General features: G+C 64.2%; 1 protein-coding gene. It reads right to left on the minus strand.

Annotation, left to right across the window (positions count from 1 at the left end; all coding sequences use genetic code 11):
• Positions 1-87 precede the first annotated feature (87 nt).
• Positions 88-14,280, minus strand: coding sequence for a PLxRFG domain-containing protein (locus tag LWE61_RS14940; RefSeq protein ID WP_234151451.1), 14,193 nt, complete (start codon positions 14,278-14,280; stop codon positions 88-90).
• Between the last annotated feature and the right edge of the window lie 11 nt (positions 14,281-14,291).

Below are 14,291 nucleotides of genomic sequence, written 5' to 3' on the forward strand. Positions count from 1 at the left end.
GATTGAGGTTGCGGTGCCAATCGCAAATGCGGCACCGAACATCATGCTCGGTGCCGCCTGTTCGCCGACGAGCGCGGGGGTGGGAGCCTACTCGTCAGAAGAGTATAACAGCTCCGGGGCCTCTTCGTTCAATCGGTCCGCCAATTTCGGATTGAGAGCCACGCCGCCGATTTTCCTCTCACGCATGCCGGCGCGCGACCGCATCGACTGCCTGATGGAGCGGACGGTGATGGGATAGTCTGGGTTGGCGTCATTGAATTTCGCCATCCGTTCCTCGATCGGCGTCGTGTCCTCGTCCGCAAGCACCGCGGCGTCCATGTCGTTGAGAATGCCCCGCCGCTCATCAAGGATGCGCTGTTCCCGGTTCTTCATCGATCGGTTGCGTTCGTACCGCTCGGCCAGCTCGGCCGGGGTGAAGCCCAGCGCCTGCTTGATGGCCGACGATGCATCCATCTCCTCCATGATCGGATCGCCCTGAAGCGTCCGAGCGCCCTCGGTCATATACCGGGTCGCGCGCATGAGATCCTTGGCGAACTTGGGCGACATGGTTTCAATGCCCCGTTCGACATGACCGTTGAGCGCCTGCGACGTCCCGACCCACGCATTGCGAAGCATCCCGACGCCAGCGCCGAGGATTTGCATCGCCCAATAGTCGAACTCGGTTGCGCCTTCCATTTCCCGGTCAGGCGAGCGGAACCACAGGTCCGGCATGCCGATGCGGTTGGACAGGTCGATGCCCAGAAGGTCGCCCGGCACGCCATTCAGCGCCATGCCGCCCAGCCGGTGGCCAAGTACGTCAACGACGGCGCGCTTGAAATCGTCCTCAGCATCGTCACCGAACATGAGCGAGGCCAACATGATCGCGATACCGTACAGCCAGGTGCCGCGCACGCCCGCCGACAGCATCATCATGCCGGTTGTGCCTGCGAGCTGGGTCAACGCCTCACGCCGGTCTGACGTCGTCCCGCCCTTCACGGCCTGATGGGCGTCGCGGAACAGCCGCCAGAGCATGTTGGCGTTGAAATTGCGGAACACCAGCAGCGCCTTGGCGGTGTCGGACTGCATGACGCGGGGGCGGCTGGTGTTCTGATAGTCAAAGTGGATCTTCCACGTCAGTTCCGCAGCCTTGTCGATAGCCATGTCATGGGAAAGGCCCTTCTGCGTCCCCATGCGATAGGCGGCGAGAAAGGTCACTTCGCGGTTCATCCGCTCCGTGTGGTGAAACGCTACGCTGATCGCGGCCATGACCTTTGCCCGGACCGGGCTGTAGGCCACGCCGGAATCGCCTACACCCGCGAGGTCGTGGGATTGCGTCCGCTCGATCAGCCCCGTTTCATAGGCCGCCTCCATCGCTTTGCGTTCGAGGTCGGTCAGAGCCTTGGCCTTTCCGGCGTGCCCTCGGCCGAGAGCGAAGTCGCGCAGGGATTTGCTCAACTCCGCAGAAGCGCGGGCCGCACCCCGGCCGGGCCGTCCGTCATAGGCGGCGAGGATCGGGACGCCCAATACTGCCGTTTGCGCGGTGTTGACCAGAGCGGCGGCAGGACTGACCGAGAGGAAATAGACGAACGCGGCCGACGTCACCCGTTGCGCCAGCGCGCCGCCGGTCGGGTTCATGATGAATTGGTGCCGCCGCGCCATCTCGTTGACGACAAGACCGGCGCGCACAGGGTCGGGCATGGTCTTGCCCTGATCGCCAGCCAGAGCCAGAGCCTCGTCAAGATCGAGCGCATATTTCAGGCGCGCGAGCTGGTGGGAGCCATGGAACATGTGGTTGCCGAACGCGCGCAGGGCGTCGGTGGTGAAACCGGCCCGTCCTTTTCGGTGGATGCGGCTGGTTCGCACCGACATATCGGGCATCGTCTCCAACCACCGCTGCCAGACTGCGTCCTTCACGCCGTCGCCGACGTCAGCACCCTCCAGGATGCTTTCAATGTCGGCGATGAACCGCGCATCCACCTGGTTACGGAGTTTTCCGCCATCCTGAAGGACGCCATGCTCGACGTCGTGCCCCGCTTTGCGCATCTCGGCCGCGAAAGCCTGTTGAGGCCCCGTTTTCTCGAACCGGGAAAAGCTGATGACGTCGCCGCTGTCCCTACTCTTCACGGACACGAAGAAATTGCCGAACCGGGCGAGAGGGAAATAGGGGCCGGACAGATTGTTCGTCTCGAAGAAGGCCCTCATGCGCGTCATGCGCGCACCTTTTGCCCAGCCCTGCATCTGCTTGGCCCGCGCCAGCTCCTGCTCGGCAGCCTTCACCCTGTCGTCGCGCTCCGCGTCAGCGGCCCCGCTGTTGGCGATGTCCCACATCTCGGTATCGAACGCGCGCTGCGCCTGCCGGAATTTGATGTCCAGCGCCTTGGACAGATTGTCGAGCAGGATCTGTTCGAAAGCGTCGGACAGCGCCTTATAGCTGTCGCGCACCTGCACATAGATCCGCTGAGCCTCTGGCGAGAGCGCCTTGAACAGCGGCGTGAGTCGGTCGTGGGCGACCTGTCGCGATGTGTCGCGCGCGACCTTCGCCGCGGCGGCCTCATAAGCCTCTGTGCCCGCGCCCTCCGCGAGTATTTGGCGATCCAGCTTGGTGATGGAGGATGTGAACGCCTCGGCCGGGTCTGCGCCGTCCAGTGTCGCCTCATGCATAAGGTCCATGAGGGCGGTGTTTTCGGCCCGGTGCAGCACACGATATTTGAGCCAGGGCTGAGCGACATCGTCTGCCCGCGCGTGCCAACTGTCGCGCATCTGGTCCATGGCCTGCTTCAGGCGCAGATATTCCTGCGCGGCGGGCAGGGGGGCGGCCAGTTCCGCGAGCAATGGTCGTAGCGGAACAGCAGCGAGGATGCTGGCGCTGCCATCCATGGCGTTTGTCACGAGATTGTGGACGAAGCCGGGCGTCACCGCATCGATCACGCTCTCAGGCGGCACGACGCGGCTGTAGAATGTCTGCCCGGCACCGGCCGGACGCGCGACCGTGGTGTGGGAGTGGATCGCGGCAATTGCGAGCGCCTGCAATTGCGCTGGCGTCACGGCGCCGATCTGACGGCCGAAACGTCGCAGGAGCCACGCTTTCAAGCCACCGAGGAGGCGGTCAACCATCTCACCCACCCCGGCTGGAGCCAGTGCCCGAAGCTCGATGGCATAGGCGGCGAATTCTTCCACCTCTTGACCGAGCGGCGGGCCGGCCGCTTCCACGCGCGCCAGGGCTTGCTGCCAATATGCGGCGTTGCCGCGATCTGCCGTGGCCTCGCGGAGAGCAGCGGAGCGATAGAGCGTGGAAAGACGGCCTAGGAGGCGCTGCCATGCCGCATCACCCACCAACGGACGGACGCCGGCATGGAACATCTCATGGAACAGCACCGGAAGGGCGGTGCGGCTGGTGAGACGATCCGCGACCAGGTGGATACGCCCATCGGGCGTGGTCATGCCCTGGACTGCGCCTTGCTCGCTGCTCTTCTTGACCACGTCACGCGCCGATAGTATCTTGCGCGCTGGTTTGGTCGACACTCCAGACGCAACAGGAGCGTGCGGAGGGGCAGCCCCCGGCAATCCCTTGGGATTGACTAAAGCGTCGGCCAAACCCTCCCGCACATAATGCAGACGATTTTCGCTGGCGGCGCGTTTGAGATCGGCCGCGATGACGCTGTCGCCATCGTCCTTGCCATAGACGGACAGGACAATCGTCGTGCCGTCCGCGCTTGCCGTGACGGGAACGAAGATGGGGTCGTTCTGGGCGTCCCGCCCTTCGATGACAATCACGAGAGAGCCGTCATCACGGCGCGACGGGAAAACCGCGCGCGGGTCGGCGATCAGGTCAGGCAGCGCCTTCCACACCGACAGAGGGACGGCGGGATGTTCGCGGCGTGCCTTGGCAACCTTCGCCCGCGCCATCATGATTTCGCCATCGGGCATGCCGAGCGCCTTGAGGACGGCAGGGGTCTTGCCGAGGCGGACCAGCGCCCGCCCAACGCCATCGCCGCGCACGATGGCGTCGATGGCGCGCGACCATGCATTGGTATCTGCGCGGCTCTGCGCGCTCCGCAGTCCCGCACCTGGCAAGGTTGCGCCTGTGGTGTGCAGGACGATGCTGCCTGCGTCGATCAATGGCATGATCGACGCTCCCACGCCGGTGTCCGCCAGATGAGCGGCAAGGCCTTCCGTGGAGGTGAAGCCGCCGCCCTCCAGATTGCCTATGCTGTGCGCGGATGGTTCATCCGCGTCGACCCCGGCGTCCTGCTTCACGCTCTTCGCTTCCACCACTTCGGGGGCCTCGAACGGACGCTCTTCGTAAAGGTCGATGCCTTGGGCATCCTTGGCCTGCATGTAAGGGATGCTCACCGTGCCGCCATCGTCCTCGGCCTGCACATACCAGCCGCTGTCGTTCCAGCGATGACCGGAGACGGTGAAGGATTTTCCGTGCCAGAACATTTCCGTATCGACGGGCGCGCCCGCGCGCAGCCATGCCGGCGGCGGGACGGGGTTCGTCCGGATGTCCACCTCAAGGTCGGAGAGTGCCTTGTCATAGCGGGCGAGGTCCGCCGCCATGTGGAACGGCTCGGCCGCGACCGCGCGCAGGCGCTCTATAGACGCCTCGCTCTCCGAGATGCCTGCCCGCTGGCGCTCGATGTCAGGCCCGAACCGACGCAGCGACTTTTCAAGCCCCTGCATCGATCCACCACGAAATTCCTCGCCATCGATCTCCATGCGCAGTTGCGGGTCTGCTGAAGTGCCCGGCCAGTAGATGGTCAGGTCATGGCCACCGAACATGCCGAGAGCCTTAGGTTCGTCTCCGACATGCATATTGTGCGCGGCCCAAGCCTGAATGGCCTCGTCTGCGTCCTTGCGCTTGTCGTGGATCTTGCCGTCGATGGTGACGCTGAACCCGTCTGCTGTGTTGTCGGCAACAATCTTCCCTACCGTCGCCGCCGTTCCCTTCTCCTCGATCGCCCTCAGTTCGGCGCGCGTGTCGGCAATCAGGTTGGTCAGACGCCGGGATTGGCTCAGCGCATTGGCGACGCCTTGCGTGTGCAGACGCTCGCGGCGCTGCGCGCCGTCGAGCTGCTTGCGTAGCTTTTCCCGGATCAGGATGCGGGGATCGCCAGCGGCTTCAGCGAACGATTGGAGGATGTCGCTCTGCTCATCGGCCGCCGCTTCGCCCTCTATGACGCGCGTGCTGTCGTCAGCCTTGAGGAACGCGGTGATGAACCGCTGCTTGATCGCCAACACCTGCCAGCGTCGGCCGTCCAGCCGGTCGGTAAGATAGCGATATTCCTCGACGGTGTTCCACTGGTTGCCCTGCCGTTGGCCCCGACCGTTGCGCTGCTCCAGGTCGCCCGGCATCCATGGCGCGTCCATATGGTGCATGGCGCGCAGGTTGCGCTGCATGTTGACGCCGACGCCGAGCGTGGCGGTGCTGCCGATGACGACGCGGATTTTCGCCGCGTTCATCTTGAGCGCGATTTCCTTGCGCTTGTCCTTGCTGGTGCTGCCGTCAACGACCGCGATCTGTTCGCGCGAGATGCCCGACGCCACCAGCCGCTCCACCACGTCGCGGATGGTTGAGAAGGACGGGAAGGTACGTGTCTGGCGGTTGCCCTCGCCGTCCTTGCCCAGACTGCGGGTCACGCGATTGGAAAAGCCCTGTTCGGCGAAAATCACCTGTGTCGTCTGGGGGTGCCAGTCGTAGATCCGTTTCACATTATCCACGACGTTGGACGCCTTGCTGCCCGGATCGTCGAACGACGTCCCTTCCTGCCCGGCGAGGGCCTCGCCGTCATATAGACGCACGTCGAAGCTGGCCTTGGCCGCCAGCCCCTCGGTAATGATGGGCGATTCTGGCGCACCCGACGCCATCGCGTCCTTGCGCTCCTTGCCGGTCATGGACCGCCACCGGCGCGCATAACCGCGGAGCTGCTCGAATATGACCTTCTGCTGTGGTGTCAGGTCGGATGTGACGTTGATGACCCGCTTATAAGGGCGGTCCTGCGCGCCCTCCGTCCGGCCGTTCAGCAGTTCGGCGCGCTCAGCTTCGGTCAGCTCATCGGCCATGGTCTTGCCGGACGCCGTGCGGCGTGGCTGCATTTCCGGCATGTCGTCGGCGAACACCGTGTCCATGTACTGGCCGATCATGCGGCGCAGCTCTGGGACGTTGATGAAGCCCGCCAGCCGGGTGACGGCTTCATATTCCGCCGCGGCGTTCTGCTCGACGTCCATGACCTCACGGGCGAAGCTGCCGAACCAGCCGTCCCACTGATCGATGCCGGCGGCCTGCATTTCCTCCTGCATGATGTAGCGCATCATGTGGAAGACTTCGGTCAGCGTGTTGGTGACGGGGGTGCCTGTGAACAGATGGACGTTGCCACCATTGTTCTGCGCCCGGACATAGCGGGTCATGAACGACAGCGCGATGGAGCGATCGGAGGTCTGGGTGTTCAGACCCTTCATCTTCATCCTGGTGCTGATTGGCGGCTTCTTGAATTCGTGCGCCTCGTCCACCTGAAGCATGTCGATGCCGAGATCCTCGAACGCGATGGCGCCCTCGCGGCTGGCCCGGCTGGACTGCTTCTTGATCGTTTCGATGATGCGCTGACGCATCTTCACCAGCTCTTTGGCCGTGGGTGAGCGGAGCTTCTTCAGCTCCTCCGGATCATCCCACATCTCGTCTTTGATGGTCGCGCCGTCCTCTACGGCTGCTGCATAAGCCTCCTCTTCAAGGGCCGCGATGTCCTCGCGTGCCATTTCCATCAACGTCTCTTCCTTGAAGGCGAAGCGATCAATGAGGCTGTGCGGGACGACGACCGCGTCCCAATCGTCATTGGCGATCTGGCGCATCTTCACGTCGATGACGGCGGGCGTGAGATTGTCGATGTAGAGAATTTTGGCCGCTGGATACATCATCTGGATTTCAGCGGCGACGGTCTTGCTGTTGGCATTGTGGGCCAGGATCAGCGGCTTGCGGGCGATGCCATAGCGGCGGCTCTCGACGGCAATGCCTCCCATGGTGAAGGTCTTGCCAGTGCCCACCTCATGAGCGTTGAGGCTGCGCCGCGATACGATGCCGCGCCAGATGGCGTCGCGTTGATGCGAGCGAAGATCGAACGGGCCTTCGCCCAACGACAGCGCCATCCCTTCGAACCGCAGGAACGATCCGTCGAATTTCGGCGTGGCAAAGGCGTTGCGCACCTCGTTGTATTCGGCCTCGACCGCGACCCGCCGTTCAGGGTCCGACCAGAGCCAGTCCGCGAACTTCGTCCGCATCTCAGAAATCTTGCCGTTGACCTCCTCGGTCGCGGCGTTGTCGACATATTGCCCGCCTTCGCTGTCGCGCCTGCGGATGGTAACAGTCTGATTGCTGAAGGCCGCGTTGACGAGCCGCTGAAAGCCATATTCGGCCGTGCCGAAACCTGTGCGCGCCTCTGGGCGGCTCTTCGCGCGATCATCGATCCGAACGGACCAACGCCCGGCATTGTAGCGGACCTCCACACCCTTCGGGTCGGGCAGGGCAAGCATGTGGGCGACGAACTGCCCATAGACATCGGGCGAAATCCATGTCGCGCCCAGTTGCGTCTCGATCTTGAAATAGGGCACGTCGGCGGGGACGACGGCCGCCAGCGCGTCTACATTGCGCTGGAGATGGGTCATTCCCTCGGCAACGGCGGCCTTGGCCTGTCTCAGCTTCTCGCGGACATTGCCCGACAGGTAGAGGTCGGACGGCAGCACATCACCGCTGGCCAATTCGAACGCGGCCCCGTTGGCGAGCAGCTCGGCCTTGGCTTCGTCGCGGCTGACCTTCGCCCGCGCCGCGATGGCGTCGAGCGAGGGATTAACGCTGCTGTTGCGCTCCAGCACGAACGCCTCAGCTATCGTGGGGTTGTCGATGCTGGGCGCGGCGCGCGTCGTCGTGCGCGACAGGATGGCGGCAGGCTTTCCGTCGATCTCCAGCGCGGCAAGGGCTGGATAGAAAGGATCGTCGATTTTCTTCAGGTAGGAGAGGCCGAAGGAATCCGCGAGCGCGCCGTGCGCCTTGCGGAACGCGGTAAATGCCGAACTCAACGCCTTGCGTTCAGTGGATGGGTCGCCTTTCCGCTCCGCATCGATCAGAGCCGCATATTTTTGCCGCATGTCGATGAGCTTGCCGAGCTGCTCCACGCGCTGCGCGGTCGCGGCCTTGTCCTTTACGGCATAGGCGCGCACCTCCGCCGCCGGTGCCAGATGCTCACCGCGCACGATAAATAGGCCATCCGCCGTCCTCGTCAGTGCGCCCTCGCGGTCCGCCGTGTGGTTGGCGATAAAGCTCAGATGCTGCACGCGCTGTTCGGCCTGATAGGCGCCCTCCGGCACGGCGGCGACGATGCGCTGGAGCTGAGCGGCCATATCGTCCGGTCGATGGACGATCAGACCCGGTTGGCCGCGCGTGGTTCCATGCCCGAAATCGATCTTGCCAATGACGTGGGCGGGATTGGCGGCATAATATTCGTTGAGGAACACCTCACCATTGGCGGTTTGGAATGGCGCAGACCGTATCCAGCCCTCGCTATCGGCGAGGCTGATCGGCTCGGCCCGTTTGCGCAGGATGATGATGTCGGTCACCACCTTCGTCCCAGCATATTCGGCGAAGGCCCCGGATGGCAGGCGGAATGCGGCCACCAATTCGGCCCTCTTCGCCAATTCGCGGCGTATGCCGGTAGCCTTCTTGTCCATCGTGCCAGACGACGTGATGCCCATGACAAGGCCACCAGCGCGCACCTGGTCGATGGCCTTCAGGAAGAAATAATCATGGAGGAAAGGGGACAGCCGATCATAGCGCCGGTCGGAAATGACAGTGTTCTCGAACGGCCAGTTGCCGATGACGGCGTCATAGAAGCCGTCGGGCGTCTTGCTGTCCTGATAACCCATCACGCGGATATTGGCGTCAGGATAGAGGAGCTGGGCCATCCCGCCGGTCAGGCTGTCCAGTTCGATCCCAGCGAGGCGCGACCGGGCGGCGACATCCTGCGGCATCATGCCGAAGAAATTGCCGATGCCCATGGATGGCTCCAGCACCCGGCCGCCCTGAAATCCCATGCGCTGCATCATGGCCCACATCGCCATGACCGTTGGCGGGTCAGTGTAATGGGCATTGGTGATGGAGCGTTGGGCGCTCTGCCACTCTTCCTTTCCCATCTGGTCGCGCAACCAGCGGTCGCGCTCCGCCCACGCTTCCTTGGGCATGGGGCGGTCCCATGTGCCCTGGAACAGCTCCTGCCCGAAGCTGCCCCAGCCGGTATAGCCCGCCAGCACGCGCTGCTCCTCCGCCGTGGCGGCGCGAGCTTCCTCGCGGATGGCGTTGTAGGTTTCGATGGCCTGCCGGTTGCGGTCGAACCGGGCGACCGGGCCACCGCCAACGATTTCTAGCGGGTTGGCGATATGGAAGTTGCCGGGACCGGATCGAGCCGGGCTGGCGACTATGGAATCAGATTGGACCTTTTTCGGCGTGTCCCGAAAAAGGTCTACGCCTCCGTCTGTTCCTGCTGGCTTTCCGGCTCCAGCAGCAGCTCCTCGCGCTCCGCCTGTTCGCGCGCGTCCGTCACCGGCATCCCCGCCTTCAACAGCTCGTCGTTCCGGCGCCACATCCGTTCCTGCACCACGAACGCCAGCTTCTCCGTCAGGCCCTGCGCTTGCAGGTTGGCCCACATCTGCGGGCTGTCCTGTTTCCAAGACGCCAGTATCCGGTCGCGCAGCGGTATCGTCTCCGACACCTCTTCCGTCTTGTACCGGCGATACTCCGCCTCGATCGCCGCCTTGTCCAACAGGTTGGGATTCTCGGACATGATCGCGTGCCAGCTCCGGTGTGGTGCCGCCCGCTTCGCGCTCGATGAGTTGTGCGAGGTCGGCGGCCGTCAAATCAACAGGTGCCCAACGGTTTACACCCTGCGATGCGAACTTGTCGCCGTCTTTCTGCGACACGCGATAGAGGATGCTCACCCCGGACTTGCTGGTCGGCACCGCGCCGCGCATGGCGCTGGCACCGATATGCACCCACACATTGACGCCGGTGTCCTCATGGCGGAGCGAAAGGCCCACATCGCCCGACACGGCAACACCGCCCTCATTCTTGGCGACAGGGTTGCCCGGTTTTCCGTTCCGGCCCGCATGCGGCGCAAAACCCGCCGGGACCAGCGTGGAAGATACGGCGCGCAGATAGGCCGTGGTGTCGGAAAGGAAGGCATCCTTCACCCCTCCGATCAGCCCATAATCCGTGTCGCGGTTCTTGCCGCCTTCGATGGGGGTGTAGCCGTCGATATGCTCGACGTTCCAGTCATCGCGCAGCGTCCGGGCCGCGCCCGTAGATTTGGGCTTCGCCGCTTTCGACGGCCGGGCGACTTCCGATCCCAACGCGCCTGCTTCCTCAACGGGCAAGCCCTCGGCCAGCAGCGCAGTGTGGAGTGCTCGCGATTCGTCTGGCGTGGACATGCCATTCGTGTCGAGGCCAGGATAGTTGCGCGCGCCTTCCCAGAAGGAGAGGAGGTAGGGCGTGATCCTGTTACCGAAGTCTTCGCGCATCGCCTTGGCGTAATCGGCAAAGCCGCGCACGCCCGCCTCGATATAAGCGCCCGCGATCGTCATGCCCGCAACGAGGGCCTCCGGATCGACGCCGCTGTTCAGATTGCCCATCTTGGAGCGCAGCAGCGCGCGGGCGGCCTCGACCTTGTCCGCGGTAAACAGTTTGTTCGCCGCGAAGGGGTCGGCCTTCGAATCTTGTTGGGTCGAAGGCATTGGCGTGGCGATCCCTGGAGACACCTTCGCTTCGCGGGCGGGCAACTTTTCAGGATCGCTTAATGGTTCGACCGACGGTGCTGGCGGCGCGGGCTTTTCTGCGGTTTCTCCGGCACCCAGCGCGCGGAGCAGCATAGCCTCCTGCGCCTCACTCCCATCGGTGCGCCCACGTTCGAGCATGGCGGCCCGCACCGCCTGTTCGTCGGCGTCGGTGGGCTGATACGCTTCAAGCGACTGTCGCTCGTTCGGAAGCAGGATTTCGTGATCGTCTCGGGCCTCCTGAACAGCCTTGTCGATCTGGCCCTGCGTCACGGACCCCACTGGGCCAAGCGTGACGTCGCCGCCATCACCCACACCACCGTTCGCAGACTGGAAGACGATATGTCCGTCGCGCTCGATCAGCTTATAGCCCTTCGGCAGAGCGGCCGCGCTGATCGCACGACGCGCATCGAATTTTGGCTTGCTGCGCGAACTCATCTCTTTGCGCGCTGCCTTGGCGCCAGCCGCGAAGGCTTCGGGATGCGCGGTATTGTCTGCCGTAATGGGTGCGCCGCTATCCCGCGAGGGCACGCCCAGTTCATTTGCAGCACCAGCGCGGAAGGCTGCACGCTCGGCCGCGGGCGCTGTAGCGCGGCGGACCATATTGTTGGCATCGACCACAGCAAGGGCGTCCTGGCGGTCTGAAACGTCGTCAGCATCGGCCACAGGAACAGCGGCTGGGGCGGAAGCCAACGCTGCCGCTACTTTCGTGCCCGCCGGTCGCAAGGTCTGTGCCGGATCTTTCACCCATTGCTGGAACTGGTCGAATGGCATCGGGGTGATGTCGCCCAGACCGGCCCAGCCCTTCTCATAATTCGCAAGATAGCCCCGCCGCGCCGCGCCTTTGTCCGGGAAGCCGACCATGACTTTATGTTCGTCGAAGCTGCCGTCCTCATTGATCTGATCGACGATGAAGACGGGATTGGTGGCGTCGTCGGCCTTTGGGCCAAGGAACACGTCGACGTGATCGCCGTCGGCGCCCTCGCTGCGCTTCACATAGCCGTAGGTATGCTTGAGCGGGGGCCATTCCGGGCGGCGGCTGGTGCCGGCAGGGTTCTCGATGCTGACGTCCAGGCCACCGATAGCGACATGGCCTTTGGCGTAATTGCCCGCTTCTTTCTGCGCGTCGGTCGGTTCGGGCAGGTCATTGAGCGGGGAGGTCGCTGCCTGCGCCTCGGCTGCGGCGATGGGCGATGCCGGGGCGGCGATAGCGTCGATGGCGGCTGTGACGCGCTTTCTCTCGGCCAATAGCGGCTTCGTCCAACCGTTGTTAGTTTTCGCCTGATCGGCCAGATAGCGAAGGCGGTCGCGAAGTTCCGCCTCGGATTTTCTGCCGATGTCAGCGGCCGGGTCGGGCCGTACAGGGGCTTTGGGTCGGCTGGCCGGAGCGACAACAGGCTGGTCGGCTGTCGCAGGCATCTCCCCGGCTGGAGCAATCTCCCCCGTCTGGGGGTCTATTGTCTCGTCGCGCGCGGCCGCAGGGTTAGCGGCGGGCGCTTCCGGGGCTTCGACAGGCGCAGGGTCGGCGGCGGCAACCTTTACGGTTTCTGCAACAGTTGATGGCGGTTGAGCTGTCAAGGATTGCTTGACAGCTGCCGGGTCCACCAACTGCGCGTTGCCTGCTTCGATCTCGCTGAGCGGGATTTGCAGTTCCTCACCGCCGGGCGCTTTGACCCACACCGCGTCCTCGGTCTGACCGATGAACTGGACAGGGGTTTCGATCCCGGCCGCGACGAGTGTCATGGGGCGGGCGGGCGCGTCGCTCTCCACCGGGACCGGCACATCGATCGACATCGGCGCGGGGGCGGGAGCGTGCTGCATCGCACGACCCAACGGCCCGGATGGCGGGGGCGGCGGCGCGGCAGGGGGTGCGACGGCAGCGGGCGGCTGGGCAACCGGCGTGGCCGCCTGCGATTGGTCGGACTCGGCACGCGCTTCGGCCATGTCTTCCTGCGCGACGCGAGCAATTGCGGCATTAACGCCAGCAAATGCCCCGGTCTGCATGAGGGTGGCCACCGCAGTCTTACCCGCCGCGTCGGCGCGCTCGGCCCAGAAATCACCCCAGCTCTTGTCTGGGTTGGCTATGGCCGTGTCGATGGCGTCCTGCATGAAAGTCGCCGCCTGCTCTGTCGGCATTTCACGCAGGAGATATTGGCTCAGAAATTTGGTGAACCCGACCTTGCCGAAACGGTCGGCAAGCCATCCCATCGGCAGCATCTCCGTGCCAGCCTCAACCAGCCCTTCACCTGCGCCGCCCAGCAACGCCATGCCCGGCGATGCTCCGCGTTCACGATATTTCGCATAGGACTGGGCCTCGGTCTGGCCGCCCAGAATTGCCAGACCCACGCCGGGACCGGCGACGACGCCCGCCGCGATACCGGGTGCGGTCTGGATGATGCTTTGCAGCCCCCCATAGGCAGCGTCTGCCCACCAGCTTTCAAATTGCGGCTTGGCATCCTGCGCGCGTCCGGCGGACCGGGCGTAATCGCGTTCGGTGTTGGTCTTGCCGAACAGGGCACGCTGTTGCTTGAGACTGAGGCCCGGCGCATCCGGCATGCGCTTTTCCACCCAGTCATCGATAAACGATCCGGCCGTGTCCTCGAATTTCATGCGGACGCCTTGCCCGACCTGCCGAAAGGCTTCCTTGCCAGCCATCGCCGCACCTTTGAGCGCATTGCCGAGGGTGGGGGCAGGGCGCGATGGCTCGGACAGGCCACTCTCGCCCGGCAGGCGCTGTAGCTCGCTGTCGCGCCGCGCCACGATGGACCGCATGGCGTTGGGATTGCGGATGGTGGAGGCCAGCCCGGTATCAAGTGGCTGGCGCTGCCCCATGGCACCCGTGGCCACCGCTATTTCCTCTGCGGTGGGCGTGCGGGAGGAGACAGGGGCGTCGACGGCGCCGGGCGCGTACCAAGGGCCGAATTCGGGTGCCAACTCGCGCTTGAGCCTCGCCGCCCGGCCCAGCACCTCTATGCCATAGCGCGCAGTCTTCACGCCCCATTTTTGACGGTCCGTCCCAGCGAAATGCTCCTTAACGGCATCCGCCATGGAATAGCCCTTGTCGAGCCTCTCGCGGATTTGCTTGGCGGCGGCAGGGATCGACTGGTTCGGATCATATGGGTTGATGCCCAGACGCGCCGCCGTGTCGTCCAGATATTGCATCACACCCTTGGCCCGGCCCCATTGCGTCTGAACGCCCAGCGCCTGCGAGTTGTATCGCGATTCCTGCTCGGCCAGCGCCATGATGACGTTGACGGGAACCTGATATTTCTTCGACGCTTCGACGAAGATTGGCTTCAGGTTCGCTGGGAGCGGAACAGGACCAATCTCCGCGCCTTTGCCCGGCCGCGCACGGTTCGACACAACGGGAACACTGGGCGCGGCGATGGCGGGCAGGTCGAGCGGACCTATGTCCGGCATGGCGGCATCCGTCGCCTCGATGTCGGCAAGGGCGTTGTCGAGCGGGGACTGCTGGAAAATGCTTTTGACCACGGGATACTCGC

The sequence above is a fragment of the Sphingobium sufflavum genome, assembly GCF_021403115.1.
Classification (GTDB): Bacteria; Pseudomonadota; Alphaproteobacteria; order Sphingomonadales; family Sphingomonadaceae; genus Sphingobium; species Sphingobium sufflavum.